Genomic DNA, 26,243 nt, shown 5'->3' with positions numbered 1-26,243 from the left:
GCCTGGCGTATGCAGGGCATAGGGATCATCGGGGACGCCGTAAAGCTTTCATATAAACCCTGGCAAGCACGCCGCCCAGGGATTATCTATCAGCTCCCCGACGCCTGCTGGCCGGCCCTGTCGAGCCGGTCGTGCTGCGTCTTGCCCACAGGACCTTCCCCATGAGCAACATCCAGATCGGCCTTTTTCTGCTGTTCGGCATCGCCACCTTCGGCTGCATCACCCTGTACATCGACTTTGTGCATGAGCGGCGCCGCGGCGAGAAATCCCTGAGCGGCGCCACGCGCCGGGATCAGAGCCCCACCAGGCGATAACCCACCTGCAACTCTGTGATCAGATGCTGGGGCTGCGCCGGATCGGCCTCCAGCTTCTGCCGTAGATGGGCCATGTGCACCCGCAGGTAATGGGCGCGGTCGACGTAATCCAGGCCCCAGACCTCCAGCAGCAGCTGGCGATGGGTCAGGACCCGGCTCTGGCCGCGGATCAGCGCACAGAGCAGGCGGTATTCGATTGGCGTCAGGTGCACCAACTGCCCTTCACGGCGCACTTCATGGGTCGCCAGGTCGACCTCGATCACCCCGAAGTTCACCTTGCTGGTGGCCGCTGCCGCGCCGCTCTGGCCATGACGGCGCAACTGCGCGCGAATCCGCGCCAGCAGCTCCGGCACGCCGAACGGCTTGACCAGGTAGTCGTCGGCCCCGGCATCCAGGGCGGCGACTTTCTCGTCTTCCCGATCCCGGGCCGAAAGCACCAGGATCGGCACCGCCAGCCAGCCGCGCAGTTCGCTGATCAGTTGCTTGCCGTCGCCGTCCGGCAGGCCCAGGTCGACGATCACCAGGTCCGGCTGACGGCTGGCGGCATGGATCAGCGCGCGCTTGACGCTGTCGGCCTCGAACACCTGGAAGCCTTCGTCCTCCAGGGCAATGCCGACAAAGCGGCGGATATTGGCTTCGTCCTCGACGATCAGGATGCGTGGGCTGCTCATAGGGCTTCCAGGGAAGGCGGTTGTCCCGCCGGCAAGGTGATGACAAAACTCAGCCCGGCGTCGGCGTGAGGCTGGGCCTCAATCCGCCCGCCATGGGCTTCGACGATGCGTTTGGCCAGGGCCAGGCCCAGGCCGATGCCGGCCACGGCGGACTCCTGCTGGCCGCGGCTGAAGGCTTCGAACAGGCTGTCCGGGGAACTGCCCTTGGGGCAGCCGGGGCCGGAATCGCTGACCTGCAAAATGATCTGCTGGTCGACCTGACGGGCACTGATCTGCACCAGGGTGCCGGCCGGAGTGTACTTGGCGGCGTTGTCCAGCAGGTTCACCAGCACCCGTTCCAGCAGCAGCGCGTCCACTTCCACCAGGGGCAACTGCGGCGCCATGACGACCCGCAACTGATGCTTGGCCAACGGCTCGCGCAACTGGCGCAGGGCGCTGCCGACAATTTCCTCCAGGGAGTTCCACTGGCGCTTGAGACGCACGCCACGCTCCTGCATGCGCGCCATGTCCAGCAGGTTCTCGATCAGGCGCTGCATGGACGAGGCCTGATCGTGGATACCCGCCAGCAGGGGCTTGAGCGGGCCCTCGGTGGCGTGGGGCAAGGCGGCGTCGGCGGCGCCGATGATGGTGGTCAGGGGCGTGCGCAGGTCGTGGGAGATCGCCGCCAGCAACGTGTTGCGCATGCGCTCGCCCTCCATCTGCACCACGGTGCTCTGGGCCACTTCGACGTAATGCACGCGCTCCAGGGCAATCGCCAGCTGGCTCATGCACGCCTCCAGCAGGCGCCGCTCCTCCGGTTCGGCCAGGCGTTCGGCATCCGCCAGTTCCAGCACCAGCACCCCACGCACCCGCATCGGCGCCTTGAGCGGCAGGTAGCAGCCCTTGGCGGCTGCCAGGGTGTCGGTGCCGCGCCCCGCCGGCTGGGCGTGGTCATAGGCCCACTGGGCGATGCTTTCGTCGATGGTCAGGACATTGGCGCTCAGGGCGCGCACGCGATTGTCGGCGTCCGGCAGCGCCAGCCCGACCCGGGCCTCGAACACCCCGCTGAAGGTGCGCAGGGCCACGGCGCAGATCTGCTCCTCGGTCAGCGCCGCCGACAGCTCCCGGGCCAGCCCGGCCAGGGAAGTGGCACGGCGCTCGCCCTCGGCGGCGGTGCGCGCCTGATGGCGCAGGCGCGCGGTGAGCTGGCCGGTGATCAGGGCAATGCCGAGCATCAGGGCGAAGGTGAAGAAGTACTGGGTGTCGTTGACCGTGAACGACCACACCGGCTGGACGAAGAAGAAGTCGAAGCACAACACCGCCAGCATCGCCGCCCAAACGCCCGGGCCGCGCCCAAAGCGCAGCGCCACCAGCACCACGGTGAGCAGGAACAGCATGACCACGTTGGCCGGGTCGAACACCTGGAGCAGCAGCGCCGCCACCGCGGTGGCGGCAAAACAGGCAAGGCTGGCCCACAGGTAGGCCGGCGCGCGGCTCGGTGGCAGCCCGGCCTCGGGCTTGTCCGCAGGCACCGGGCGTCGGCTCAAGGGGCCGTTGGCGATCACGATCTGATCGATTTCCGGATGCTGGCGGCTGATCCGGTCGCTCACCGACTGGTGCCAGAACTGCCAGACCTTGCGCGGGTAATGGCCCAGCACCAGGCGATTGGCATTGTGCTCGCGGGCACAGGCCACCAGCGCCTCGGCCACGTCCAGGCCGGGCAGCGTCGCGGTTTCGGCGCCGAACTCGGCGGCCAGGGCCAGGGTCTTCATCGCCGCCGCATAACGGCTGGAGCCGTGGCCGCGGCGCTGCGCCGAGGCCACGTGCACCACCATCCAGTCGGCTTCGAGCTTCTGCGCCAGGCGCGCGGCCTCACGCACCAGGCGTTCGTCCGCCGGATCACCGGCCACCCCCACCAGCAGGCGCTCGCGGGCCGGCCACAGGGCATTGATCGAGCGTTCGCGGCGGTAGTCGCGCATCTGCGCATCGACCCGGTCGGCGGTGCGACGCAGGGTCAGTTCGCGCAGGGCCAACAGGTTGCCCTTGCGAAAGAAATGCCGTGAAGCGCGCTCGGCCTGGGGCCCCATGTAGACCTTGCCGTCCTTGAGGCGGCGCAGCAGGTCATCCGGCGGCAGGTCGATCACCAGCACTTCGTGGGCTTCGTCGAACAGGTGATCGGGCACCGTCTCGCGCACGCGGATGCCGATGATGCCGCTGACGATGTCGTTGAGGCTTTCCAGGTGCTGGACGTTGAGGGTGGTCCAGACATCGATCCCGGCCCGCAGCAGTTCCTCCACGTCCTGCCAACGTTTGGGGTGGCGCGAACCGGGGACGTTGCTGTGGGCCAGCTCGTCCACCAGCAGCACCGCGGGACGCCGCGCCAGGGCGGCGTCCAGGTCGAATTCGGGCAAGGCGTAGTCGCGGTGCATCAGGCGGTGACGCTCCAGCACCTCCAGGCCTTGCAGCAGCTCGGCGGTTTCCCGCCGGCCATGGGTTTCCACCACCCCGGCCACCACGTCGCGGCCCAGGGCCACTTCGCTGCGGGCGGCGGTGAGCATGGCGCAGGTCTTGCCGACCCCGGCGTTGGAACCAAAATAGATCCGCAGCTTGCCGCGCTGGGCGGCCTGTTCATCCTGCTGCAGCTTTTCCAGCAGCGCGTCGGGGTCGGGACGCCCGTCGCGGGGCGGGGAACTCGCATCGAGCACAGTCATGAGCTTCCTTAAATGAACAATGCGGCGCTCCGGGGAGCGCCGCATTGTCAGTCCTTGCCTCAGACCAGGCCAAGCCCGGCCAGCAGCATGTCGATCAGCTTGATCCCGGCAAAGGGCACCAGCACCCCGCCCAGGCCATAGATCAGCAGGTTGCGGTTAAGCAGGGCCGCCGCACCGATGGATCGGTACTTCACCCCCTTGAGCGCCAGGGGGATGAGGAACACGATGATCAGCGCGTTGAAGATCACCGCACTGAGAATCGCCGAGTTCGGGCTGTTGAGGTGCATCACGTTCAGCGCCGCCAACTGCGGGTAAGTGGCGACGAACGCGGCCGGTACGATAGCAAAATACTTGGCCACGTCGTTGGCCACGCTGAAGGTGGTCAGGGCACCGCGGGTCATGAGCATCTGCTTGCCGACTTCCACCACTTCGATCAGCTTGGTCGGGTTGCTGTCCAGGTCGACCATGTTGCCCGCTTCCTTTGCCGCCTGGGTGCCGCTGTTCATCGCCACGGCCACGTCGGCCTGGGCCAGGGCCGGGGCGTCGTTGGTGCCGTCGCCGGTCATGGCCACCAGCTTGCCCTTGGCCTGGTAGTCGCGGATCAGTTGCAGCTTGTCTTCGGGACGGGCCTCGGCGAGGAAGTCATCGACCCCGGCCTCCACGGCAATCGCCGCTGCGGTCAGGCGGTTGTCGCCGGTGATCATCACGGTCTTGATGCCCATGCGCCGCAGTTCGGCAAAGCGCTCCTTCATCCCGCCCTTGACCACGTCCTTGAGTTCCACCACGCCCAGGGCCTGGGCGCCGTCGCTGACCACCAACGGCGTACTGCCGCGCCGCGAGACTTCATCGACCTTGGCCTGCAAGGCTGGCGGGAAGCTGCCCCCCAGGGCTTCGATGTGCCGGCGAATGGCATCGGCCGCGCCCTTGCGGATGCTGCGCCCCTCCGGCAGGTCGACGCCGCTCATGCGGGTCTGCGCGCTGAACTGCACGAAGCTGGCGCCCAGGGCCTCGATGTCGCGGCCACGAATGTCGAACTTCTGCTTGGCCAGCACCACGATGCTGCGGCCTTCCGGGGTTTCGTCGGCCAGGGAAGCCAGTTGCGCGGCGTCCGCCAGCTCGCTGTCCTTGATCCCCGGGGCCGGCAGGAAGGCGCTGGCCTGACGGTTGCCCAGGGTGATGGTGCCGGTCTTGTCCAGCAGCAGCACGTCGACGTCCCCCGCCGCTTCCACGGCGCGCCCGGACGTGGCGATGACGTTGGCCGACATCATCCGGCTCATGCCCGCCACGCCGATGGCCGACAACAGGCCGCCGATGGTGGTGGGGATCAGGCACACCAGCAACGCCACCATCACCGTGGCGCTGATCACGCTGCCGGTGCCGCTCATGGCCACGGCGAAGATCGAGTACGGGCTCAGGGTCACGATCACCAGCAGGAACAGCAGGGTCAGCCCCACCAGGAGAATGGTCAGGGCTACCTCGTTGGGGGTTTTCTGGCGCTTGGCCGATTCCACCATGGAGATCATGCGGTCCAGGAACGACTCGCCGGGGTTGACGCTGATGCGCACCACCAGCCAGTCGGACAGCACCTTGGTGCCGCCGGTGACCGAGGAAAAGTCGCCCCCGGCCTCGCGGATCACCGGCGCCGATTCACCGGTAATGGCGCTCTCGTCCACCGTGGCCACGCCTTCGATGACCTCGCCATCCAAAGGCACCAGGTCGCCGGCCTCGATCAGCACCACCATGTCCTTGCGCAGCTCGCTGGCGGCCATCGGCAGCCAGGCGGCGCCATGCCTGGGCTGCTGCAACAGTTTGGCCAGGGTCTGGCGCTTCATGCCCTTGAGGCTCGCAGCCTGGGCCCGGCTGCGGCCCTCGGCCAGGGCTTCGGCGAAGTTGGCGAACAGCACGGTGAACCACAGCCACAGGGTGATGCTGAGGATGAAGCCGCTGGAGGCCTCGCCCTCGCCGCCCAGGGACTGGAACCACAGCAGGGTGGTGAGGATGCTGCCCAGGTAGACCACGAACATCACCGGGTTCTTCCACTGCGCCTGGGGCAGCAGCTTCTTCACCGCATCCAGGCACGCCGTGGACAGCAGCCCACGGTCGAACAACGCTATACGAGGGTTCTTACTCATGATCGGTATCTCTTACTCACTGACCGCAAGGGGCGAGGCAGGCACGGGTGCCAGGGCATCCAGCGCGAGATTGAGTTGCAGCACATTGACCCGGGGCTCGCCCAGCAGGCCGAAGGTGCGGCTTTCGCTGTGGGCCTGCAGCAGCGCCTGCAGCTCGGCCAGCGGCAGGTTGCGCAGGCGGGCCACCCGGTTCAGTTGCAGCTGGGCGTTGGCCAGGGAGATGTGCGGGTCCAGGCCGGAAGCCGAAGCGGTCACCGCGTCCACCGGCACCGGAATGTCCGCCGCCAGGCCGTTGAGCTGGCGGTAGGCGCTGACCCGCGCGGTCACGCTGTCCACCAGCTTCTGGCTGGTGGGGCCCAGGTTGCTGGCACCACTGGCCCCGCCGTTGTAGGGCTGGGGCACGCTCTTGCTCGGGTCCAGCGGATCGCTGCCCAGGGTCATGCTCGGGCGCCCCTGGAAATACTCCGGGCGACTGAAGGACTGACCGATCAGCTTTGAGCCCACCACCAGGCCGTCACGCTGCACCAGGCTGCCCTGGGCCTGGAACGGGAACAGCAGGTTGGCCAGCACCGTGGTCGCCAGCGGATAGGCCAGCCCGGTCAGCAGCATGAAGAACACTGCCGCCACCAGCACCGGGCGCAACAGGCCCTTGAACAGCACCACAGTGGTGCCTTGGGTTTGCATTTGCGTAGTCATCACAACCCCTTACTTGTAGGTCTGGCCGGCCAGCAACTGCAGTTGCTCCACCAGCGGGCCGAGCGCGAGGGCCGGCAGGAAAGTCAGGCCACCGACCACCAGCACCACGAACACCACCAGGAACATGAACAGCGGCGTGGCGGTGGGAATGGTGCCGGCACCGGCCGGGATGTTCTTTTTCGCCGCCAGGGAACCGGCCACGGCCAGCATCGGCAGCATGGTGAAGAAGCGCCCCATGAGCATCGCCAGGCCGATGGTGGTGTTGAAGAACGGCGTGTTGGCGTTGAGCCCGGCAAATGCCGAACCGTTGTTGGCGGTGCCCGAGGCGTAGGCGTAGAGCACCTCGCTGAAACCATGGGGGCCAAGGTTGTTGAGGCTATTCATGGTGTCCGGCCACAACGCTGCCAGGGCGGTGAAACCCAAGATGCAGATCGGGTGCGCGAGCACCGAGAGCATCACCAGCTTGATCTCCCGGGCCTCGATCTTCTTGCCGAGGAATTCCGGGCTGCGGCCGATCATCATGCCCACCAGGAACACCGTCAGCAGGGCGTACTGGATCAGGTTGATAAAGCCCACGCCGTCACCGCCGAACACGCAGTTGAGCATCATCTGCGCCAGGGGCACGAAGCCGCCCATGGGGGTCAGCGAGTCGTGCATGGCGTTCACCGAACCGGTGGTGGCGCCGGTGGTGGTGGTGACGAACAGCGCGGTGTCGGCGATGCCGAAGCGCAGCTCCTTGCCTTCCATGTTGCCGCCGCTCTGGGTCGCCGACAGTTGCTGGTCGACACCGACCTGGGTCAGCAGCGGATTGCCGCCCTGCTCCGCGGTGAAGACGATGGCCAGGAAGCCGACGAACATCACCAGGAAGGTGCCGAAGAACACCCAGCCCTGACGCCGCCGCAGCAGCATGCTGCCGAAGGCGTAGGTCAGCGCCGAAGGGATCAGCAACATGCTGAGGATGTGCAGGACGTTGGTCAGCGGGGTCGGGTTCTCGAACGGGTGGGCGGCGTTCATGCTGAAGAAGCCGCCACCGTTGGTGCCGATGTGCTTGATCGACTCGAAGCTGGCCACGGCGCCGACGATCAACTGCTGCTGGGCGCCTTCCAGGGTGGTGGCCAGGGCCTGGGAGTTGAGGGTCTGGGGCATGCCCTGCCAGACATAGACCAGGGCCATGACCAGGCACAAAGGCAGCATCACCCGGTACAGGGTGCGGGTGAAGTCGACCCAGTAGTTGCCGATATCCGCCGAGCTGGAACGGCTCAGGCCGCGAATGAAACCGGCCGCGGCGACAACACCAGCGGTGGCGCCGACGAACATCAGGAAGGTGATCACCGCCATCTGGCTGAAGTTCGACAGGCTGCTTTCCCCGGAGTACGCCTGCCAGTTGGTGTTGGTGATAAAGGACGCGGCGGTGTTGAACGCCAGGTCCGGGGTCTGCGCCGCCAGCCCCAGGGGGTTGAGGGGCATGACGCTTTGCAGGCGCAGCACCAGGTAGCCCAGGAGCATCATCGCCGCGTTGGACAGCAACAGCGCCGAGCCATAGCGGGCCCAGCCCATGGTTTCGCCGGGGTCGATCCCCAGCAGGCGGTAGGTGGCCCGCTCGGGCAAGGCGTGGCCGCGGCCGCTGAAGACCCGGGCCAGCCATTTGCCCATGAGTACGGCGAGCCCGGTCATTACCCCGAGGATCACCGCGTATTCCAGCACAGTACTCAACATGTCGATGCTCCGTTCAAATCTTGCCCATGGCGACGATGACCAGGGCCGTCAGTACAAAGAACCCCAGGGACAGGCCCACGAAGATCAGGTCGTACATGGCTGGTTTCCTTTCTCGAAAATGCCCGGACGGGCGAATGAAAATGCCGGGGTAGCGCTGGGTGCGGTCATCAGAATTTCTCGGCACGGATCAGCGCGTAACCCAGGTAGACAAACAGCAGCACGGCGCAAAAACCGCTGGCGCCGTAGATGAATTCCAGTGTCAGCAAGGCTTTTCCCCTTAATTCATTGAGGCCGCGCCGACACCGCCCATGGCGGCGCCGGAGGCAGCCGGTCAGGCACCCGGCAACGGGCGCCGGCAGGGAGTCGGCCACGGGCCGTGCGCCGCTCTCCTCTGCGCCACGCAGGTTAGGTGAGGGCGTATCAAGGTCGGGCACTGATTGCAGGGGGCGGTATTAAGACGGCGTATAGATTGCGCGGCAGGCGGGGAAAATCGGGGGCCGGACCGCGCCCCCGAGGGGATCATTCACTTTTGAGCGGCAGCCAGACCTCCACCACGCCGCTGCCGGTCTCGGGGTTGAAATCGGCGCTGTAGCGCTCGAACTCCGGCGCATTGGCGGCCTCGCGGCCGGACTGGGGCAACCAGGTGTTCCAGATGTAGTTGAAGGTCTGGGGCAGCTCCTGCAGGGATCCGCCATGCTCGAACACCGCGTAGTTCTGCGGCTGCACTTCGATCCAGCGATAACGCTCGGGCAGATCGTCGAGCTTGCTGATCTCGACCCCGGCCAGGTATTCGAAGCTACCCTGGCCGTCGGGGTTGCAGCAGACGCCGTAGGTCACCTCATCCACCTGCCCCGGCACCCGGCCGATGTGGGGGATGAAACGCTGCCACAGCTGGCCGATGTCCTGGCCGGTGCCAGGGGTAAACCGCTCGCTGAAGCCGGCGATCAGCAGAAAACGCTCTCTTTCGAAGCGCGGTTCCGGACCTGCGCCCTGTTTTTGCTCATCCATGAATGCCACTCCTGCCGCAGAAAAGATGGGTACGGCAGCAAGTATAGAAGCCAATCGCCAGGGCCTGGATCAGAGTGCCGGAAGGTCGCTCACGCCGGCGCCGACGATAAACTCCTGGTAGCCGGATAGGATCACGTACACCGCGAAATAGCAGAAGATCGCCGCAGATGCCAGGTAGGAGTAGCGCAGCAGCTTGTCCCCCAGGAGCTTGCCGCCCTGGGTCGCGGCCAGGCACAGGCCCAGGGTCCAGAGCAACCCGGCACAAAAGAACCCGGCGAGGAACAGCCCGGAATTGGCGATCCCGCCGCCCCCGGATCGGGCAATCAGGGTGCCGCCCACGGCGGCGAACCAGAGGATCGCGCTGGGGGAGGACATGGCCAGGAAGATCCCGCGCAGGAACTCCTTGCGCGGCGAGCCCTTGTCCGCCTCCCCGGCCGTGGCCAGTACCGCGCTGTGGTGCAGCGCGGCGTAAATCATCTTCGCGGCGAAATACACCAGCAGCGCCGAACCGCCGATCCACAGCACCCAGCGCACGCTTTCGTACTGCAGCAGCACGGTCATCCCGGCCAGCGCCAGCAGCGCATAGATCAGGTCACCGACGCAGGTCCCCAGGCCCAGGCAGAAGCCCTGGAAATAGCCGCGCTGCATGGCCAGGGTAATCATCGCGATATTGGCCACGCCAATGTCCAGGCACAGCGAAAGGCTCAGCAAGAAGCCGCTGGTAAACTCCATCATTCATCCCGTTTGATGCGGTGGTTCGAAGGGCTGTCCTGGTCCGCCGAGCGTTGGAAAATCGCCCTGGCCGACCTGGGCCGCAGCCCTTGCAGGCAAAAAGCGTGCACGTTATAGCGGCAAATCATCAGCCCTCGCAAATCCCCCCGACGCCGCGAAAATAATTTTCCGCCCCTCTGGACAAGCCGCCGGCGCCGCCCTTATCGTCTGCCCCGCAGGCCACCGCAGTGGCCAACGTCGCTCGGACGGTTCCGGGCGCTTACGTCTTTTCGAGGCAACAATGGCCGAACAAGGTTCGCCGCGCCGCTTTGCGCGCATCGATCGTCTCCCCCCTTACGTTTTCAATATCACTGCCGAGCTGAAGATGGCTGCGCGTCGGCGCGGCGAAGACATCATCGACTTGAGCATGGGCAACCCCGACGGCGCGACTCCGCCGCATATCGTCGAAAAGCTGGTGACCGTTGCCCAGCGTGAGGACACCCACGGCTACTCCACCTCCAAAGGCATTCCACGGCTGCGCCGGGCGATTTCCCGCTGGTACAAGGATCGCTACGAGGTCGACATCGACCCGGAAAGCGAAGCCATCGTCACCATCGGTTCCAAGGAAGGCCTGGCGCACCTGATGCTGGCCACCCTGGACCAGGGCGACACCGTGCTGGTGCCCAACCCCAGCTACCCGATCCACATCTACGGCGCGGTGATTGCCGGCGCCCAGGTGCGCTCGGTGCCACTGGTGCCCGGCGTGGACTTCTTCGCCGAACTGGAGCGGGCCATTCGCGGTTCGATCCCCAAGCCGAAGATGATGATCCTGGGCTTCCCCTCCAACCCCACCGCCCAATGCGTGGAGCTGGACTTCTTCGAGCGAGTGATCGCCCTGGCCAAGCAGTACGACGTGCTGGTGATCCACGACCTGGCCTACGCCGACATCGTCTACGACGGCTGGAAAGCCCCGTCGATCATGCAGGTGCCGGGGGCCAAGGACATCGCGGTGGAGTTCTTCACCCTGTCCAAGAGCTACAACATGGCCGGCTGGCGCATCGGCTTCATGGTCGGCAACCCGGAGCTGGTCAGTGCCCTGGCGCGGATCAAGAGCTACCACGACTACGGCACCTTCACCCCCCTGCAGGTAGCAGCAATCGCGGCACTTGAAGGCGACCAACAGTGCGTCAAGGACATTGCCGAGCAGTACCGGCAACGGCGCAATGTGCTGGTCAAGGGCCTGCATGAGCTGGGCTGGATGGTGGAGAACCCCAAGGCCTCGATGTATGTCTGGGCCAAGATTCCCGAAGCCTATGCACACCTGGGCTCCCTGGAGTTTGCCAAGAAGCTGCTGGCCGAGGCCAAGGTCTGCGTGTCGCCGGGGGTGGGTTTCGGTGAGTACGGCGACGATCACGTGCGCTTCGCCCTGATCGAGAACCAGGACCGGATTCGCCAGGCGGTGCGCGGCATTCGCAGCATGTTCCGCGCCGATGGCCTGGTGCAGAAAAGCTGAGAGCCTTTCAGCCACAAAAAAACCGCAGCGATGCGGTTTTTTTTGTGCCTGTACTGTAGCCGCTGCCGCAGGCTGCGAACGAGTGCGTAGCACTCGCGGCGATTCAGTTGCCTATCCAGCTTCGGGCCTTTGCCCAGGCTCGACAGCAGCTACAGGGGTCAACCCCGCCGTTTAAACCACCAACGACAGCAACAGGATAAAGATCAGGCCCACCACCGAGAGGATGGTTTCCATCGCCGTCCAGGTCTTGAAGGTCTCGGCCACGGTCATGTTGAAGTACTGCTTGACCAGCCAGAAACCGGCGTCGTTGACGTGGGACAGGATCAAGGAGCCGGCACCGGTGGCCAGCACCAGCAGCTCGCGGTTGACCCCGGGGATCATCCCCACCACCGGCACCACGATGCCCGCGCCGGTAATGGTCGCCACGGTGGCCGAACCGGTGGCGACGCGAATCACCGCCGCCACCAGCCAGGCCAGGAGGATCGGCGAGATCTGCGCATTGACCGCCATGTGGCCGATCACATCACCCACGCCGCTGGTCACCAGCATCTGCTTGAAGCCACCGCCGGCACCGATGATCAGGATGATCGCCGCGGTAGGCGCCAGGCTGGCGTCGAGCAAACCGAGGATCTGCTTGGAGCCGATGCCCTGCTTGTAGCCGAAGGTGTAGAGCGACAGCAGCAAGGCCAGGAGCAAGGCACTGATCGGGTGGCCGATCATGTCCATCCAGATGCGGAAGAAATGCCCGTCCGGCAGCGCCACGTCGGCGAAGGTCTTGAGCAGCATCAGGAACACCGGCAACAGCACGGTCAGCAGGGTCACGCCGAAGCTCGGCAGGTTCTGCGAGGTGTTTTCACGGGCCAGCTGGTCCACCAGCTCCTGGGACGGGTGGCCCGGGATGTACTTGGCAATGAAGGTGCCGTAGATCGGACCGGCAATGATGGCGGTCGGCAGGGCAACGATCAGGCCGTAAAGAATGGTCTTGCCGATGTCGGCGCCGAACACGCCGATGGCCAGCAGCGGCCCCGGATGCGGCGGCACCAGGCCGTGCACCGCCGACAGGCCGGCCAGGAGCGGAATGCCGATCTTGATCAGCGACACCCCGGTGCGCCGGGCGACGATGAACACCAGCGGAATCAGCAGCACGAAGCCGATCTCGAAGAACAACGGGATGCCCACCAGGAAGGCGGCGAACATCATCGCCCACTGCACCCGCTCCTTGCCGAACGAGCGGATCAGGGTCTGGGCGATCTGATCGGCGCCGCCAGACTCGGCCATCATCTTGCCGAGCATGGTGCCCAGCGCCAGGATGATGCCGACAAAACCGAGCACGCCACCAAAGCCGTCCTGGAACGCCTTGATGATCTTGTCCACTGGCATGCCCGAGGTCAGGCCGAGGAAGCCCGCGGCGATGGTCAGGGCAATAAAGGGATGCAGCTTGAATCGGGTGATCAAGACGATCAGGCCGATGATTGTGACCACTGCATCAACCAGCAGATAGGTCTCTTGGGACATGCCAAACATGGAATTGCCTCCGGTTTGTTGTTTTTATTAAAGCGTTAAAAACAAGGGCCGAGTGGGATAGCGCTACCTATTTCGAACCGACGCTTAGCGCGAAGGTTCAAGGCCATGCTCCAGCCACCATTGATTGGCCAGTTCGGCCAGGCGCTGGACGCTCAGGGTGCTGGCATCCAGGGCCAGGGTGAGCGGCTCCCCCACGGGGGATTCGAGGGTGGCGAACTGACTGTCGATCAGGGTCGAAGGCATGAAATGCCCTGGCCGGTGTGCCACGCGATCGGCGGCCACTGCCGGCGTCAGTTCGAGAAAGATGAAACCCAGGCCGGGGGTGGCGGCGCGCAGGCGTTCACGGTATTTGCGCTTCAACGCCGAACAGGTCAGCACCGGGCGCTGGCCGGCGGCCAGGGTGCGGCGCAACTCCTCGCACAGGCTGTCGAGCCAGCCGGCACGGTCGTCGTCGTCGAGGGGAATGCCGGCACTCATCTTGGCGATATTGGCGGCAGGGTGGAACGTATCGCCTTCAATGGCCGTGGCGCCGCTGCGCTGGCACAGGGCCTGGCTGACGCTGGATTTGCCACAGCCGGCAACACCCATGATGACCAGGGCGGTAATTGGTTGACTCATGTAACACCTCAGCGCGCAGACAGCGCTACCTTCGCTAGTTCTATTTCTAGTACAAAAACAGTGTCTGCCGACGCCTTCTTGTCATTTTTGTGGGTTGCCGCGTATATAGTCCGCCAAACCAAAGAGCGAGGGTCAGGCACACCTCGCTCACGCATTGCAGCTGTTTCAGGACAGCGCTACCTTAGTGACTTGAATTTTGTTTGGCAAGCCGTCTGATGACCCCTCATAAAAACGATAAAAGCTCCCGTACCACGGGGCGCCCTACCCTCAACGAAGTGGCGCGACTGGCCGGTGTCAGTCCGATCACCGCCTCCCGGGCGCTGCGCGGCGTCAGCAGCGTGGCCACCGAGCTGGTGGAAAAAGTGCAGAAGGCCGCGCAGGAGCTGAACTACGTGGTCAACTCCGCCGCCCGCGCCCTGGCCTCGGCCCAGAGCCAGTCGGTAGTGGTGCTGGTGCCGTCGCTGTCCAACCTGCTGTTCATCGAAACCCTGGAAGCCATTCATCAGGTCCTGCGGCCCAAGGGCTTCGAAGTGCTGATCGGCAACTACCACTATTCCCGGGACGAAGAAGAAAACCTGCTGCGCAACTACATGACCTACCAGCCGCGCGGGCTGCTGCTGACCGGTTTCGACCGAACCGAAAGCTCCCGGCGGATGATCGAGGCCAACAACATTCCCTGCGTCTACATGATGGATCTGGACTCCGGCGCCGGGCTCAACTGCGTGGGTTTCTCCCAGTTGAACGCTGGCGAGACTGCCGCCCGGCACCTGATTTCCCGCGGCCGCAAGCACCTGGCCTACGTCGGCGCGCAGTTGGATCAGCGCACCCTGCTGCGGGGCGAAGGCTTCCGCCGCGCCCTGCAGGAAGCCGGGCTGTACAACCCCGACCTGGAACTGCTGACCCCGCGCCCGTCTTCCGTCGGCCTGGGCGGCGAACTGTTCCTGCAACTGATGCAAAGCCAGCCGCAAGTGGACGCCATCTTCTTCGGCAATGACGACCTGGCCCAGGGCGCCTTGCTCGAAGCCATGCGCTGCGGAATCAAGATCCCGGAGCAAGTGGCGGTGCTGGGGTTCAACGACCTGCCGTCCTCGGAGCACATGGTGCCGCGCCTGAGCAGCATCAGCACCCCCAGGGAAGCCATCGGCCGCCGCGCCGCCGAGCAGATGCTGACCCTGCTGGCCGGTAACAGCGTGACCGAGCCCGTGGTGGACATGGGGTTCGAACTGCGGATCCGGGAAAGTACCTGAGGCCTCAGGGCTGCACGCCAAGCACACTGAGCAACAGCCCGAACCCGATCAGCAGCACCCCGAACAGCTGATCGATACGGCGCTTGTAGCCCAACAGCCGGTCGGCAATGGCCGGTGCCGAAAAAAACAGCGCCACGGCCACGAACCACAGAAGGTGGGCCAGGACGATGATCGCCCCGTAGCCGATCTGCACCGCCACCCCCGTGCCCGGCTGGATCACCTGCATGAACAGGCTGAGGACGAAGATCATCGTCTTCGGATTCAGCGCATTGGTCAGGAAACCGCTGCGCAAGGCCGCCCAGGACGACACCTGGCCACACCCCGCCACGTCCTCCGGTCCCTGGGCGGGACTGCGCAATAAGCGGATGCCCAGGTAGATCAGATACAGCGCCCCGGCCAGCTTCAGCCCGGTGAACCACAGCGGCGACTGCTGCAACAGCAGCCCCACCCCCAGCAGGCTGTAACCGATGTGCAGCATGACCCCGAGCCCGATCCCCACTGCAGTCAGCACGCCGTGACGGCGCGAGAGCATCAGGCTGTTACGGGTGATCAGGGCAAAATCGGCCCCGGGGCTGAGTACCGCGAGAATGGTGATGGTGATTACGACTAACAGTTCTGTCACGTTGCCAACGCCTTGGTTATACAATCCGGCGCTACTGTATGGGGATCTCCCGGGGTAAGGCCAACGATGAAAACTGACACTCTTGGTGATAAAAACTCACAGACCTCGCGCCGACGCCTGCCGCCCCTAGGCGCCCTGCGCTGCTTCGAAGCGGCCGCTCGCCTGGAGAGTTTCACCCTGGCCGGCGCAGCCCTGCACCTGACCCACGGCGCCATCAGCCGCGCCGTGCGCAGCCTGGAAGACGACCTGGGCACTGCCCTGTTCGAGCGACGCAGTCACCGGGTGTTTCTCACTTCGGCCGGGGCCGAACTGCTGCACAGCGTGACCCAGGCCCTGGACCTGATCGAGAACACCAGCCGCCGCTTGCGGGCTCCGCCCCCCGGGGCACCGCTGGTGCTGTCCTGTGAACCGACCCTGCTGATGCGCTGGCTGATCCCGCGCCTGCCGGCGTTCCAGGCCGCCCACCCCGACATAGCCATCCAGTTGCTGGCTGGCGGCGGGCCCTTCTCGTTCAACGCCGGCATCGACCTGGCGATCCGCCGCAATGATTTCGCCTGGAGCGAGCAGACCCAGGCCCACTGGCTGTTCGACGAAGCCATTGGCCCCGTGTGCCGTCCGGACAAACAGCCTGACTGGGCGCCGCAGTCAAACGAGCAGGCAGTTCTCGCGGACCACGCCCCGCGCCTGCACAGCGCAACCCGGCCGCAAGCCTGGGAACACTGGCTGCAGTTGCACCCGATGCCGCGGCCTCAGGCGTCTTCGGAGCAGGTCTTCGAGCATTTCTACTTCAGCCTGCAAGCCGCGGTGGCGGGCTTGGGGCTGGCCATCGCCCCCTGGCAACTGGTGCGCGACGATCTGCGCGACGGACTGCTGTGCGCCCCATTCGGCTTCGTCGCCGACGGCAGTGCCTACTACTTGCTTTCGGCCCAAGCGATCAGCGACGACTCGGCGGCCGGTCTGCTGCTGCGCTGGTTGCGCCAGCAGGCCCTGGCCTAGAACCCGGGGCCGGGCAGCGGCCCCAGCGCCGGATCTTCGCCACTGAGCAGTTGCACCAGGGCCAGGGCGCCCTTCTGCAGCGGCCGGCTCTTGAGCCACACCGCATGCACCGGCAGCGACAGGCCGTTGTCGAGGTTCTTGAACTTCAGGCGCTGCAAGCGACCTGCCGCCAGCAGCGGCTGGATCACCGACAGCGGGAAATTGCCCCAGCCGATCCCGGCCTCCACCATGTGCAGGGCCATGGCCAGGCTGTCGGTGCGCCACAGCGACTCGCCCACCAGGGGCCGGGTATCGCTGATGGGCAGGTCGCGGCTGGCCACCACCACCTGGCGAACCCGGATCAACTCCTCCAGATACAGCGCCCCATCACTGGCCAAACACAGCGGATGCCGGGGTGAAATACAGGCGATGATCCGTTCGCTGCCGGCGTACTGGAAGTATTCCAGGGCGTTCACGCTCAGGCCGGCGAAGGCTACGCCGACACTGACCCGTCCGCTGTGCAGCAGTTGCAGCACGTCATCCTGAGGAGCGCTGAGCACTTCCACATCCAGCAACGGATAGCGCTCGGCCAGCAGCTTGATGGCTGCCAGCAACCGCTGCTTGTCGATGTCATCCACCACCGCGATCGACAGTGTGCTCTCCAGCCCCAGGGACAGCTCGATGGCATGCACCTGCAACTGCTTGAGCTGATCGGCAATCAGCCGGGCATGGGGCGCGAGCGACAGGGCCAGGGGCGTCGGCACCGGCTCGCGATGACGGCGATCGAACAGGGCGTACCCCAGTTCGGCCTCAAGGTTGGCAATGCCCATGCTCACCGCCGAGGGCACCTTGCCCAGGGCGCGGGCCGCCGCAGAAAAGGAACCGCGCTCAAGCACGGCAAGAAACAACTGGATGCTGTCGCTGGAAAAATTCATGGGCACAACCTATCAGTAAAACTGAAAGCTTCCGACTTTTTCTATCATGGACATTGAAGCTATCTTTCGCGCCCCGTGCCAGCCCAGCCCTGGCCACCTGCATTCAATACCGAGGAATTCCCATGCAAGGCGTGAAACGCAAACTGCTCTACGTATCCCTGTTCGAGGTGTTCGGCATGACCTTCTCGGCCCTCGGCCTGGCCCTGCTGTCCGGCACCTCGCCCAGCAGCACCGGCCCGCTGGCGGTGGTGATCACCAGCATCGCGGTGACCTGGAACTTCATCTACACCAGTCTGTTCGAACGCTGGGAAAGCCGCCAGCCGTCACGCACCCGCACCGTCAAGCGACGCATCGCCCACGCCGTGGGCTTTCAACTGACCCTGATCGTGTTCCTGATCCCGCTGATTGCCTGGTGGATGGGCATCAGCCTGGTACAGGCCTTTCTCCTGGACCTGGCGCTGATCCTGTTCATCCCTTGCTACACCTTCGTCTTCAACTGGCTGTTCGACCGGGTCTTCGGCCTGCCGGCCTCGGCCTTGCCCGACCCGGCCTGAAGCGCGGACAAACATCCGGAGGCACATTGGCCATCGCCGAGGACCGGGCACACTGATAGATTCCCATGGCCCGCCTGAGCCACGAACAAGGAAGCGTCATGGGAACCCCCTACAGAATTCTCGGCAAAGCCTCGTCCATCAACGTCAGAAAAGTCTTGTGGACCTGCGAGGAGCTCGGCCTTTCCTACCAACAGGAAGATTGGGGCAGCGGCTTCCAATCGACCCACACTCCCGAGTTCCTCGCCCTCAACCCCAATGCCCAGGTTCCGGTGCTGATCGATGACGCCGGCGCCCTGTGGGAGTCCAACAGCATCTGCCGCTACCTGGCCAACCTGCACCCCGGCAGCGGCCTGTTGCCGATCGCCCCACGGGCCCGGGCCCTGGTGGAACAGTGGATGGACTGGCAGGCCTGCGAACTCAACCCGGCCTGGAGCTACGCCTTCATGGGCCTGGTGCGCCGGCATGCGGACTACCAGGACTCTCGGCGCATCGACGCCAGCCTGCAGGCCTGGAACGCCAAGATGGCGATACTCGAACAACAGCTGCAGCGCTCCGCAGCCTATGTCCTCGGGGAGCACCCGAGCCTGGCGGACATCGTCCTCGGGCTCTCGGTCAACCGTTGGAAGATGACCCCCATGGAGCACCCGGACTTCCCCGCCATAGACGCCTACTACGAGCGCCTCAGCCTGCGTCCGGGCTTTCGCCTGCACGGACGCAACGGCACCCCCTAGCCTGGGCCACAGCATTACCTAGCCACCGGAGATTGGACATGGATGGACTCAACGTATTGCTGACCGGCGCCTGTGGCCGGATCGGCAAGGTATTCTTCCAGGGCTCGCAGGAGCGCTACCGCTTCACCCTGACCGACCGCGTCGAACCGGACTTCGAGATCCCGGCGCCCCACCGCTTCGTGCGCCTGGATCTTGACGACCCGCAGACCATTGGCCGTCTCCTGCCGGGCATCGACGTCGTCGTCCACCTGGCCGGCATCCCCCATGCCAGCGCCAGTTTCGAGCAACTGTTGCCCAACAATATCCTCGCCACCACCTACCTGTTCGAGGCCGCCGTCAACGCCGGCTGCCGGCGCCTGGTGTTCGCCAGCAGCGCCCAGACCATCGAAGGCTACCCGGTGGATCGACAGATCACGGCCAACATGCCGGTGATGCCGGCCAACCTGTATGGGGTCAGCAAGTGCTACGGCGAGGCACTGTGTGCCTTCTATGCCGCCAGGCGCGGGCTGTCCTGCATCGCCCTGCGCATCGGCGCCTTCGAGTTCCCCGAGCATCACGAGCTGACCAGCCGCCGCGACCTCAGCGCCTGGCTCAGCCCCCGAGACGCCCTGCAGCTGCTGCAACGGGCCGTGGAAACCCCCGGGGTGCAGCACTTCATCGGCCACGGTATCTCCAACAATCGCTTCAAGCGCCTGGACCTCAGCGACACCACGCGGGTCCTCGGCTATGAGCCGGTGGACGACGCCTTCCAGGAGGACTTCGGCATACCCATCACCTACTGAGCGCGGCCCTCGGCAAACCCGGGCGGCGCTTGCCAGAAAGCGGCAAGACTTGTCCGCCCGCGGACAGCCCGGCAGTGCTCGAGCGCGCCAATCCCTTGATATTGAAGGCCGATTTTATTAGGCATGGATCTTGCTGAAGTACTCGCCTAGTTCTCTCACACAGGTTCCCGATCATGTTGGTCAACGCCCAGAAATCCGTTTCGGTGCAGCCCACCTCGCGCACCGATATGGACCCGACCACTGCAGCCGCCAGCGCGCTGTACAGCGGCATGCTGCAGCAGGCCCAGAACTCCGTCACCGTGCCGACGTCCCAGTCCAGCCTGCAAGGCAATACCGTGGACGACAACGTCAATGCCGCGTTCGCCAAGACCCGTGTCCTGCTCCAGGCCACGCCGCCGACTTCCAGCACGCCACAGGCCAATAGCGCCACCGAGTCCAGCGCCTTGAGCGAGTTCAAGGACTACATGAGCAAGACGCCCGAACAGCGTCTGCGCGACAGCATCCTCAAGGATATGGGCCTGACCGAAGAGGACCTGAAAGACCTGCCACCGGAGCGCCAGCTGGCGATCAACCAGGAAATCGCCGAGCGCCTGAAGGACAAGATGCAGTTGGCCAAGGAAGAGGCTGACACCAAGACCAGCGCCAAGCCGATCGACGAGAAATTCCTCGCCTCGCTGTAATCGCGCACGACGAAAAAGGGTTCCCAACGGGAACCCTTTTTTGTGCCCGCCGCCCCCCGATCACTGCAACTGCAGGGTCGAGTTGAACTGGCTGATGGCATCCACCACATGTCGCGAGCCTTGCTGGATCTCCAGGATCACCTCCCCCGCCTCATTGGCCAGTTCGACCCCGACGCCGGTGCGGCTCAGGCTCGATTGCATGCTGGTGACCGCGCTCATCGACAGGTCGTGGTTCTTGCGCACCACTTCGACGATTTCCACCGTGGCCTGACTGGTGCGCGCCGCCAGGCTGCGCACCTCGTCCGCCACCACCGCAAAGCCTCGCCCATGCTCGCCGGCCCGAGCCGCCTCGATGGCCGCATTGAGCGCCAGCAGGTTGGTCTGGTCGGCGATTCCGCGGATGGTCTGGACGATGCTGCCGATGATTTCCGACTGCTTGCTCACCGCATCGATGCTGCGCGCCGCTGCGTTCAGGTCGTGAGAGATCTGCTGGATGATCTGCACCGTCTGCTGCACCACCTGCGAGCCCTTCTGGGCACAGGCGTCGTTCTGTACCGAGGTGCTGTGGGCGGATTCGGCGGCGGATTGCAGGCTGGTCATCTGCTGGGTGATATCGCTGGCAAACTTGACCACCTTGTACAAGCGGCCCTTGGTGTCGAACAGGGGGTTGTACGAGGCTTCCAGGAACACCGTCTGGCCGTACTTGTTTTCCCGTTCGAAACGATGGGAGTGATACTCGCCACGGTTCAACGAAGCCCAGAACTGCTTGTACTCCGATGACTCGGCTTCAGCCCGGTGACAGAACATGCTGTGGTGCTGGCCAAGGATTTCATTCAAGGGGTACTGCATGGTCTTGAGGAAGTTGTCGTTGGCCTTGAGGATAGTGCCGTCCGGACTGAATTCGATGATCGCCATGGAACGGCCGATGGCATTCAGCAGGCTCTGGTTTTCATGTTCGATATGGATGCGTTCGGAGATGTCCGACGCCACCTTGATCACACTCTTGACCCGACGATCGGCATCGAACACCGGCATGTAGCTGGCTTCGAGCCAGATCTCCTCGCCCCGCTTGTTCAGCCGCAGGAAGGTGCCGCTGACCGGTTCGCCCCGCCCCAGGTCGCGCCAGAGCTTGGCGTATTCCTCGCTGCGGTAGAACTCTTCCTCGCAAAAGATCCGGTGATGCTTGCCACGTATCTCTTCAGCGGAATACCCCATGGTCTGGCAGAAGTTTTCGTTGGCATCGAGCACGATGCCATCGGGCGAAAACTCGATCATCGCCATGGAGCGGCTGATTGCCGCCAGCTTGGCGTTGGCCTCGGCCAGCGCACAATTAAAACGCTCGATCTCTTGCAGGTCAGCCTTGTGATGTAGGTTAAACATGGTTGTATCACCTTCAACGCTGTCTTTTGATTGACGGAAGTTCCTAGTCTTTCAACTGAGCCACTACAACGTTCGATAAAACACGGCAAACACCCCCCTTCATATGAGAGAGGAATTGTCAGGTGATCAATGATGTTCAATCGGAGAGTTCATATTGCAACGCTCTTATCAAGCCATCCTTTTCTTGATGCCCGATAAACGGGCCGACCCAACAAAGAAAAGAAACTCCATCTAATTAATTACTCCCGAACCGCTGGTGCCTCTAGCTGCGCACTCTCGTCTTTGTTCATGTTATCGCTGCCGTTCCCTGGATAAACAATGTGCAAACACCCGCTGCAAGGGCAAACATCGAGGGGTGATGGGACAGTACCGGACAACGCTATCCATAGTTTTTTCACAACTGAGCATAGACAGCCGCGCCCCCTATGCAAGGCCACCAGTCAGTCGGTTTTCACAACTTTCAACATCATTGGAAGCATTCTCAACAAGTGCCCAACAAGGCATTAAAGAATGTTCTGACTAACCGCCCTCAAGTATCTGCACGAACGCCTGAACCATACCGTTGGCCTCACGACCCGGTGCCGCTACCAGGGCAAACCGACGCTCGATGGGCCGACTCAACGGCAGCACCCGCAACCCCTGGCGCAGCTCCGGCAGGGTGCTTTCCGGTACCAGGGTCACCCCCAGCCCTTCACGCACCAGGCTGAATGCGCTGTTCCACTCCCGCACTTCGATCCGCACGTCCGCCAGTGGCACGCCGGCGTCGGCAGCCAGACTGCGAGCGTTCACCGAACAACCGCCAGTGGCCAGGACAAAGGGCTGTGCCAGCAAGGTCGCAAGGTCGATGCTCGCCGCCTGCCAGGAGTGCTCCCGGGGCAACACCGCCACCCACGAGTCCAGCCCCAGCAACCACGAACGACGCCCGGCCGCGGGGTTCAGCACCACCCCCAGGTCCACCAGTTGCGCCTCCAGCAGGGCTTCGACCTCATCGTCGCTGACCTCCAGTTGCACCACCTCGATCCCCGGGTGCAACTGCCTGAAGCGCCGCAGCAAGGGCGGCAGAACCTGCGCCAGGACCATGGGAAACCCCGCCAGGCGCAGGCTGCCGTGGAGCATTCCGCGGGCCGCGTCGACCTGGCGCCGCACCTGGGCCAGGGCCCCCAGCATCACCCGCGCCTGCTCCAGCACCTGCAGGCCGATAGCCGTAGGCAGCGCCCGGCGACGCTCGCGGATGAACACCTGTACACCAAGCATGTCCTCCATCTGCGCCAGAGCCTGGCTGGCCCCGGACTGGGTCATCCCCACTTCCTCGGCGGCACGGGTGATGGTGCCGCACTCGGCGATCGCCACCAGCAGGCGCCAGTGCATCAGGTTCATCATGGCAGTAGCTGTCCTTATGGCTGCTTTCTGAAAAATGAATTTTACCCATGCCAGCAGCCTCGCCGACACTGCTTCGACCCTTCACTCGAGAGCCGCCGATGAAACTCTACTACGCCCCTCAAGCCTGCTCCCTGGCCTGCCATATCGTGCTGCGGGAACTGCAACTGCCGTTCGAAGCGATCCGTGTCGACAATCGCAGCAAGCGCACGGCCGATGGTGAGGACTTCCTCGCCATCAACCCCAAGGGCTACGTTGCCGCCCTGCAACTGGACAACGGCGAAGTGCTGACCGAGGGCCCGGCGATCCTGCAGTACCTCGCCGACCTCAAGCCCGAGGCCGGTCTGGCGGCCCCACAGGGCAGCTGGCAACGGGTACGGCTGCAGGAAACCCTGAACTTCATCACCAGCGAGGTTCACGGGATCATGGGCTGGCTGTTCAACTCAGCGCTGGATGACAAGGCCAAGGACCTGTTCCGGCAAAAGCTGTTCAAGCGCTTGGCGCTGCTGGAGCAGATCCTGGAGCACCAGGACTACCTGCAGGGTGGACAGTTCAGCATTGCCGATGCCTATCTGTTCACCGTGCTGCGCTGGACCGCGGTGTTTGCCATCGACCTGGGCGCCTGGCCAGCCTTGCTGAAGTACCAGGCACGAATCGAGCAGCGCCCGACCGTGCGAGAGGCACTGGCGCTGGAAATGGCATAGAGGAGCTGGAGAGAATCAGGCGCAACCAATCGGCAGGAACAACCAGCCGGGCGCGCCCGAGAGCAGACAAAACCAAGCCCGCAGTGCGGGCTTGGTCAAAGCGATCAATGGCCGAAGATGTTCACTTCGGTTTTCTTGGCCTTTTTCTCGGCGCGTTTCTCGTCCGCGCTCTTGGCCGGTTTCTTCTTGGCGTTTTTCTTGGCGTTCATACCTTTGGACATGACTGCGACTCCACTGTGGCGGGATAGGCTTGAGGTATAGCACCTATGGGCAGCCAGGGTTCCTTTATAATCCGCCGCGTCCCGTTGCAACCCCGGAAACCTCATGCCCAGCCTGCAGATCGGCCCGCTCGACGAGGCCTCTCGTCCCTTGCTGAACAAGTTCTATCGCCAGCACCGTTCGTCCATGCGTGCTTCGGCCGAGGGTCAGCTGTGGGTGGTCAGGAAGGGCGAGGTCATTGCCGGGATGAGCCTGGCCCCGGTGGCTCAGGGGCATTGGCTGACGGGTTTGTTCGTCGCCCCGTCCCACCGTGGCCAGGGGCTGGCGGCGCAGTTGGTGCAGCAAGCCCGACAGGCCGTGCCAGGCCCGCTCTGGCTGTTCTGCCACTCGGACCTGGAAACTTTGTATCAACGCATGAGTTTCACCCGCGCGACGCACCTGCCAGCGCCCCTGGCCGAACGCCTGGCCCGCTACCAACGCAGCAAGCCGTTGCTGGCCATGGGCGCCCCGGCCTGCGACCAGACCCCGTGAGCCGAGGCCGGAAGATCAATCGTCGGCGTTGGGATCGAGATCGGGAAACAGCACCTCAGTGAACCCGAACTTGCTGAAGTCACTGATCCGCGACGGGTACAGCCGACCGATCAGATGATCGCATTCATGCTGCACCACCCGGGCGTGAAAGCCCGACGCCACGCGCACCACCGGCTCGCCCTTGGGATCGAAGCCTTCGTAGCGAATGTGCTGGTAGCGCTGCACCGCTCCGCGCAGTCCGGGAACCGAGAGGCAGCCTTCCCAGCCTTCTTCCAGCACCGGGCTCAGCGGAGTGATCAGGGGATTGATGAGGATGGTCTGGGGCACCGCTTCGGCGTCCGGATAACGTTCGCTGTGCTCGAAGCCGAAGATCACCAGCTGCAGGTCGACACCGATCTGCGGCGCTGCCAGCCCCACGCCTCCGACACTTTCCATGGTCTGGAACATATCGTCGATCAGCTCCCACAACTGCGGACTGTCGAACATCTCGGGCGGCACCGGCGGGGCAATACGCAGCAGGCGTTCATCGCCCATTTTGAGGATTTCACGGATCATGTTCAGGCTTCGTCAGTAGTGGGATGGAGCGAGTGGTCCCGGCCCAGTCCAGAAACGTGTTGTTTATCGCCGAGCCCGTCAAAGTCCTTTTCGCCAGGGTCCTTGCCTTCGGCCGACATGTGTTCGATCACCGCATTCATCTCCGCTCCGAGCAACAGCACGGCCGAAGAGATATAGAAGTACAGCAGCAGCACGATGATCGCGCCGATACTGCCATACATGGCGTTGTAGTTAGCAAAGGTTTTCACGTAGTAGGCGAACCCCAGGGACGCGACGATCCACACCACCACCGCCAGCACCGAACCGGGGGTGATAAAGCGGAATTTCTGCTTCACATCCGGCATCACGTAATACATCAGGGCCACGGCCACCATCATCAGCAGCACGATCACCGGCCAGCGCAGGATGGTCCACAGGGTGACGATGAACTCTTCCAGGCCCACCTGCCCGGCCAGCCAGGTCATCACCTGCGGCCCCAGCACCATCAGCGCCGCAGCGGCCAGGAGCATGCCGGCGATACCCACGGTGTAGAAGATCGACAGCGGAAAACGCTTCCAGATCGGCCGCCCCTCGACCACGTCGTAGGCCGCGTTCATCGCGCTCATCATCAGGCGCACGCCGGCCGAGGCGGTCCACAGCGCGATGACGATACCCACGGAAAGCAGCCCGCCCTTGGACTGCTGCAATTGGTCGATCACCGGGTTGACCTGCTCCAGCGCCTGGGGCGGCAACACCAGTTCCGATTGCAGGCGCAGCCAGCTGAAGAAGTCCGGCAAGTGCAAGAAACCGATCAGGGCAATGAGAAACAGGATGAAGGGGAACAGCGAGAACAGCATCTGGTAGGCCAGTGCCGAGGCGTAGGTGGACATCTCGTCCGCAATGAATTCATGCACCGTGCGAATCAGCACTCGGTGCAAGGGCAAACCTTTGAGGTCCGGAAAAATCATAGCGTCTCCTTTCGCCGCAAAAAGGTTGAAGTCGAAAGCGACTCAGGGGGCGTTTTCTACAACAAATTAGCTCAGTTGGCGAACCGCAACCATGACAACACGTGGATTGGCTGATCGCCCCTCTGAGCCTGAACATAAAAACGGCCATCCTTGGATGGCCGCTGCGGTGCATCATCGATCCTGGGAGTTTCAGGCCTTGTCGATGGTTTTCTTCACCGCATCCTTGGCTTTGCCCAAGGCTTGCTGGGCTTCACCCTTCTTCTCCTGCACCGTGCCTTCAACTTGCAGTTTGGTGTTGTCGGTGGCCTTGCCGACACCTTGCTTGACGTTGCCGATGGCTTCGTTGGCCAGACCTTTTGCCTTATCTGCTGTGCTGCCCATGGTATTTCTCCGTAGAACATTCATTGATCA

General features: G+C 64.0%; 28 protein-coding genes. 10 read left to right on the top strand and 18 right to left on the bottom strand.

The window, feature by feature from the left end; translation table 11 throughout:
• Window positions 1-161 precede the first annotated feature (161 nt).
• On the top strand, window positions 162-314 hold the full coding sequence (locus L1O02_RS07800) for a hypothetical protein (RefSeq protein WP_164990749.1): 153 nt from the start codon (window positions 162-164) through the stop codon (window positions 312-314).
• Here the strand turns inward: L1O02_RS07800 and L1O02_RS07795 are convergent.
• The 9 genes from L1O02_RS07795 to L1O02_RS07755 form a co-directional block, all read right to left on the bottom strand.
• Window positions 293-985, bottom strand: a complete 693-nt coding sequence (locus L1O02_RS07795; RefSeq protein WP_060840642.1) for a response regulator — start codon at window positions 983-985, stop codon at window positions 293-295. The two genes, L1O02_RS07800 and L1O02_RS07795, sit on opposite strands and share 22 nt — an antisense overlap.
• Complete coding sequence (locus L1O02_RS07790) at window positions 982-3,675, bottom strand: sensor histidine kinase KdpD (protein ID WP_060840643.1); 2,694 nt, start codon at window positions 3,673-3,675, stop codon at window positions 982-984. The genes L1O02_RS07795 and L1O02_RS07790 overlap by 4 nt, the downstream gene beginning before the upstream one ends.
• Window positions 3,676-3,734: 59 nt before the next feature.
• The gene (gene kdpB, locus L1O02_RS07785; RefSeq protein WP_060840644.1) at window positions 3,735-5,807 is read right to left on the bottom strand and encodes a potassium-transporting ATPase subunit KdpB; all 2,073 of its coding nucleotides are present in this window, start codon (window positions 5,805-5,807) and stop codon (window positions 3,735-3,737) included.
• 12 nt (window positions 5,808-5,819) lie between these two features.
• The gene (gene kdpC / locus L1O02_RS07780) at window positions 5,820-6,503 is read right to left on the bottom strand and encodes a potassium-transporting ATPase subunit KdpC (protein ID WP_235759754.1); all 684 of its coding nucleotides are present in this window, start codon (window positions 6,501-6,503) and stop codon (window positions 5,820-5,822) included.
• Between the two features lie 9 nt (window positions 6,504-6,512).
• Complete coding sequence (gene kdpA, locus L1O02_RS07775) at window positions 6,513-8,219, bottom strand: potassium-transporting ATPase subunit KdpA (RefSeq protein ID WP_108545360.1); 1,707 nt, start codon at window positions 8,217-8,219, stop codon at window positions 6,513-6,515.
• Between the two features lie 13 nt (window positions 8,220-8,232).
• Window positions 8,233-8,403 carry a hypothetical protein gene (locus L1O02_RS07770; protein ID WP_164990748.1) on the bottom strand — a complete coding sequence of 57 codons (171 nt, stop codon included), beginning with the start codon at window positions 8,401-8,403 and terminating at the stop codon, window positions 8,233-8,235.
• Window positions 8,387-8,485 (bottom strand): K(+)-transporting ATPase subunit F, encoded by a 99-nt coding sequence (gene kdpF / locus L1O02_RS07765; protein WP_016968152.1) that lies wholly within the window; start codon window positions 8,483-8,485, stop codon window positions 8,387-8,389. The genes L1O02_RS07770 and kdpF overlap by 17 nt, the downstream gene beginning before the upstream one ends.
• A 253-nt stretch (window positions 8,486-8,738) precedes the next feature.
• Window positions 8,739-9,227, bottom strand: a complete 489-nt coding sequence (locus L1O02_RS07760) for a GyrI-like domain-containing protein (RefSeq protein WP_060840647.1) — start codon at window positions 9,225-9,227, stop codon at window positions 8,739-8,741.
• Window positions 9,228-9,296: 69 nt separating this feature from the next.
• Window positions 9,297-9,959, bottom strand: a complete 663-nt coding sequence (locus L1O02_RS07755; RefSeq protein WP_060842003.1) for a LysE family transporter — start codon at window positions 9,957-9,959, stop codon at window positions 9,297-9,299.
• A 280-nt stretch (window positions 9,960-10,239) separates the two neighbouring features.
• On the opposite strand from L1O02_RS07755, the gene alaC reads away from it, so the two are divergent.
• Window positions 10,240-11,451 carry an alanine transaminase gene (gene alaC / locus L1O02_RS07750; protein ID WP_060840648.1) on the top strand — a complete coding sequence of 404 codons (1,212 nt, stop codon included), beginning with the start codon at window positions 10,240-10,242 and terminating at the stop codon, window positions 11,449-11,451.
• A 171-nt stretch (window positions 11,452-11,622) separates the two neighbouring features.
• On the opposite strand, the gene L1O02_RS07745 is transcribed toward alaC, so the two are convergent.
• Entirely contained in the window at window positions 11,623-12,975 is a 1,353-nt protein-coding gene (locus L1O02_RS07745) for a GntP family permease (protein ID WP_235759753.1), read from the bottom strand.
• 84 nt (window positions 12,976-13,059) lie between these two features.
• Window positions 13,060-13,593 (bottom strand): gluconokinase, encoded by a 534-nt coding sequence (locus L1O02_RS07740; RefSeq protein ID WP_060840650.1) that lies wholly within the window; start codon window positions 13,591-13,593, stop codon window positions 13,060-13,062.
• A 215-nt stretch (window positions 13,594-13,808) separates the two neighbouring features.
• On the opposite strand from L1O02_RS07740, the gene L1O02_RS07735 reads away from it, so the two are divergent.
• Window positions 13,809-14,840, top strand: a complete 1,032-nt coding sequence (locus L1O02_RS07735) for a LacI family DNA-binding transcriptional regulator (protein ID WP_060844403.1) — start codon at window positions 13,809-13,811, stop codon at window positions 14,838-14,840.
• Window positions 14,841-14,844: 4 nt separating this feature from the next.
• Here the strand turns inward: L1O02_RS07735 and L1O02_RS07730 are convergent, their stop codons facing one another.
• Window positions 14,845-15,462, bottom strand: coding sequence for a LysE family transporter (locus L1O02_RS07730; protein ID WP_235759752.1), 618 nt, complete (start codon window positions 15,460-15,462; stop codon window positions 14,845-14,847).
• A gap of 66 nt (window positions 15,463-15,528) precedes the next feature.
• Here L1O02_RS07730 and L1O02_RS07725 point away from each other — a divergent pair, with 66 nt between their 5' ends.
• A complete protein-coding gene (locus tag L1O02_RS07725; protein WP_060844405.1) occupies window positions 15,529-16,458 on the top strand; it encodes a LysR family transcriptional regulator in 930 nt (309 codons plus the stop codon).
• Here L1O02_RS07725 and L1O02_RS07720 read toward each other — a convergent pair.
• Complete coding sequence (locus L1O02_RS07720; RefSeq protein WP_108545356.1) at window positions 16,455-17,372, bottom strand: LysR family transcriptional regulator; 918 nt, start codon at window positions 17,370-17,372, stop codon at window positions 16,455-16,457. The genes L1O02_RS07725 and L1O02_RS07720 overlap by 4 nt on opposite strands.
• Window positions 17,373-17,494: 122 nt before the next feature.
• Between L1O02_RS07720 and L1O02_RS07715 the strand changes: the two genes are divergently transcribed.
• The 4 genes from L1O02_RS07715 (at window position 17,495) to L1O02_RS07700 (ending at window position 20,119) form a co-directional block, all read left to right on the top strand.
• Window positions 17,495-17,926, top strand: a complete 432-nt coding sequence (locus tag L1O02_RS07715) for a PACE efflux transporter (protein WP_016967280.1) — start codon at window positions 17,495-17,497, stop codon at window positions 17,924-17,926.
• 98 nt (window positions 17,927-18,024) lie between these two features.
• Entirely contained in the window at window positions 18,025-18,657 is a 633-nt protein-coding gene (locus L1O02_RS07710; RefSeq protein ID WP_060840655.1) for a glutathione S-transferase, read from the top strand.
• 38 nt (window positions 18,658-18,695) lie between these two features.
• Entirely contained in the window at window positions 18,696-19,439 is a 744-nt protein-coding gene (locus L1O02_RS07705) for an NAD(P)-dependent oxidoreductase (protein ID WP_235759751.1), read from the top strand.
• A gap of 173 nt (window positions 19,440-19,612) precedes the next feature.
• Window positions 19,613-20,119 carry a hypothetical protein gene (locus tag L1O02_RS07700; protein WP_060840657.1) on the top strand — a complete coding sequence of 169 codons (507 nt, stop codon included), beginning with the start codon at window positions 19,613-19,615 and terminating at the stop codon, window positions 20,117-20,119.
• A gap of 60 nt (window positions 20,120-20,179) precedes the next feature.
• Here the strand turns inward: L1O02_RS07700 and L1O02_RS07695 are convergent, their stop codons facing one another.
• Together L1O02_RS07695 and L1O02_RS07690 are read right to left on the bottom strand one after the other, a co-directional pair.
• Window positions 20,180-21,499, bottom strand: coding sequence for a PAS domain-containing methyl-accepting chemotaxis protein (locus L1O02_RS07695; protein WP_060840658.1), 1,320 nt, complete (start codon window positions 21,497-21,499; stop codon window positions 20,180-20,182).
• A 519-nt stretch (window positions 21,500-22,018) separates the two neighbouring features.
• Window positions 22,019-22,879: a LysR family transcriptional regulator gene (locus L1O02_RS07690; RefSeq protein ID WP_108545355.1), complete on the bottom strand. Its 861-nt coding sequence runs from the start codon at window positions 22,877-22,879 to the stop codon at window positions 22,019-22,021.
• A gap of 98 nt (window positions 22,880-22,977) precedes the next feature.
• Between L1O02_RS07690 and gstA the strand changes: the two genes are divergently transcribed.
• On the top strand, window positions 22,978-23,580 hold the full coding sequence (gene gstA, locus L1O02_RS07685; RefSeq protein ID WP_108545354.1) for a glutathione transferase GstA: 603 nt from the start codon (window positions 22,978-22,980) through the stop codon (window positions 23,578-23,580).
• A 324-nt stretch (window positions 23,581-23,904) separates the two neighbouring features.
• Window positions 23,905-24,330, top strand: coding sequence for a GNAT family N-acetyltransferase (locus L1O02_RS07680; protein WP_235759750.1), 426 nt, complete (start codon window positions 23,905-23,907; stop codon window positions 24,328-24,330).
• 15 nt (window positions 24,331-24,345) lie between these two features.
• Here L1O02_RS07680 and def read toward each other — a convergent pair whose 3' ends face one another.
• The 3 genes from def to L1O02_RS07665 form a co-directional block, all read right to left on the bottom strand.
• Window positions 24,346-24,885 carry a peptide deformylase gene (gene def / locus L1O02_RS07675; RefSeq protein ID WP_047305712.1) on the bottom strand — a complete coding sequence of 180 codons (540 nt, stop codon included), beginning with the start codon at window positions 24,883-24,885 and terminating at the stop codon, window positions 24,346-24,348.
• Between the two features lie 2 nt (window positions 24,886-24,887).
• On the bottom strand, window positions 24,888-25,832 hold the full coding sequence (locus L1O02_RS07670) for a YihY/virulence factor BrkB family protein (protein ID WP_060840662.1): 945 nt from the start codon (window positions 25,830-25,832) through the stop codon (window positions 24,888-24,890).
• Between the two features lie 189 nt (window positions 25,833-26,021).
• Window positions 26,022-26,213: a CsbD family protein gene (locus L1O02_RS07665; protein WP_235759749.1), complete on the bottom strand. Its 192-nt coding sequence runs from the start codon at window positions 26,211-26,213 to the stop codon at window positions 26,022-26,024.
• Window positions 26,214-26,243 lie beyond the last annotated feature (30 nt).

Source organism: Pseudomonas sp. BC42 (genome assembly GCF_021560055.1).
In the GTDB taxonomy this organism is placed as follows: Bacteria; Pseudomonadota; Gammaproteobacteria; order Pseudomonadales; family Pseudomonadaceae; genus Aquipseudomonas.
Note: the sequence above shows the minus strand (reverse complement) of the source record. Positions and strands in the feature narration are given on the sequence as shown.

Excerpts from the sequence above, each read along its gene's own strand:
- L1O02_RS07790 (WP_060840643.1), bottom strand. The coding sequence starts at position 3,675 with ATGACTGTGCTCGATGCGAGTTCCCCGCCCCGCGACGGGCGTCCCGAC.
- L1O02_RS07725 (WP_060844405.1), top strand. The coding sequence starts at position 15,529 with ATGAAAACTGACACTCTTGGTGATAAAAACTCACAGACCTCGCGCCGA.
- def (WP_047305712.1), bottom strand. The coding sequence starts at position 24,885 with ATGATCCGTGAAATCCTCAAAATGGGCGATGAACGCCTGCTGCGTATT.
- L1O02_RS07705 (WP_235759751.1), top strand. The coding sequence starts at position 18,696 with ATGGATGGACTCAACGTATTGCTGACCGGCGCCTGTGGCCGGATCGGC.
- gstA (WP_108545354.1), top strand. The coding sequence starts at position 22,978 with ATGAAACTCTACTACGCCCCTCAAGCCTGCTCCCTGGCCTGCCATATC.
- L1O02_RS07720 (WP_108545356.1), bottom strand. The coding sequence starts at position 17,372 with ATGAATTTTTCCAGCGACAGCATCCAGTTGTTTCTTGCCGTGCTTGAG.
- L1O02_RS07800 (WP_164990749.1), top strand. The coding sequence starts at position 162 with ATGAGCAACATCCAGATCGGCCTTTTTCTGCTGTTCGGCATCGCCACC.
- L1O02_RS07690 (WP_108545355.1), bottom strand. The coding sequence starts at position 22,879 with ATGATGAACCTGATGCACTGGCGCCTGCTGGTGGCGATCGCCGAGTGC.
- L1O02_RS07710 (WP_060840655.1), top strand. The coding sequence starts at position 18,025 with ATGGGAACCCCCTACAGAATTCTCGGCAAAGCCTCGTCCATCAACGTC.
- L1O02_RS07670 (WP_060840662.1), bottom strand. The coding sequence starts at position 25,832 with ATGATTTTTCCGGACCTCAAAGGTTTGCCCTTGCACCGAGTGCTGATT.
- L1O02_RS07760 (WP_060840647.1), bottom strand. The coding sequence starts at position 9,227 with ATGGATGAGCAAAAACAGGGCGCAGGTCCGGAACCGCGCTTCGAAAGA.
- L1O02_RS07680 (WP_235759750.1), top strand. The coding sequence starts at position 23,905 with ATGCCCAGCCTGCAGATCGGCCCGCTCGACGAGGCCTCTCGTCCCTTG.
- alaC (WP_060840648.1), top strand. The coding sequence starts at position 10,240 with ATGGCCGAACAAGGTTCGCCGCGCCGCTTTGCGCGCATCGATCGTCTC.
- L1O02_RS07740 (WP_060840650.1), bottom strand. The coding sequence starts at position 13,593 with ATGAGTCAACCAATTACCGCCCTGGTCATCATGGGTGTTGCCGGCTGT.
- kdpB (WP_060840644.1), bottom strand. The coding sequence starts at position 5,807 with ATGAGTAAGAACCCTCGTATAGCGTTGTTCGACCGTGGGCTGCTGTCC.
- L1O02_RS07665 (WP_235759749.1), bottom strand. The coding sequence starts at position 26,213 with ATGGGCAGCACAGCAGATAAGGCAAAAGGTCTGGCCAACGAAGCCATC.
- kdpC (WP_235759754.1), bottom strand. The coding sequence starts at position 6,503 with ATGACTACGCAAATGCAAACCCAAGGCACCACTGTGGTGCTGTTCAAG.
- L1O02_RS07735 (WP_060844403.1), top strand. The coding sequence starts at position 13,809 with ATGACCCCTCATAAAAACGATAAAAGCTCCCGTACCACGGGGCGCCCT.
- L1O02_RS07715 (WP_016967280.1), top strand. The coding sequence starts at position 17,495 with ATGCAAGGCGTGAAACGCAAACTGCTCTACGTATCCCTGTTCGAGGTG.
- L1O02_RS07695 (WP_060840658.1), bottom strand. The coding sequence starts at position 21,499 with ATGTTTAACCTACATCACAAGGCTGACCTGCAAGAGATCGAGCGTTTT.
- L1O02_RS07755 (WP_060842003.1), bottom strand. The coding sequence starts at position 9,959 with ATGGAGTTTACCAGCGGCTTCTTGCTGAGCCTTTCGCTGTGCCTGGAC.
- L1O02_RS07700 (WP_060840657.1), top strand. The coding sequence starts at position 19,613 with ATGTTGGTCAACGCCCAGAAATCCGTTTCGGTGCAGCCCACCTCGCGC.
- L1O02_RS07745 (WP_235759753.1), bottom strand. The coding sequence starts at position 12,975 with ATGTTTGGCATGTCCCAAGAGACCTATCTGCTGGTTGATGCAGTGGTC.
- kdpA (WP_108545360.1), bottom strand. The coding sequence starts at position 8,219 with ATGTTGAGTACTGTGCTGGAATACGCGGTGATCCTCGGGGTAATGACC.
- L1O02_RS07795 (WP_060840642.1), bottom strand. The coding sequence starts at position 985 with ATGAGCAGCCCACGCATCCTGATCGTCGAGGACGAAGCCAATATCCGC.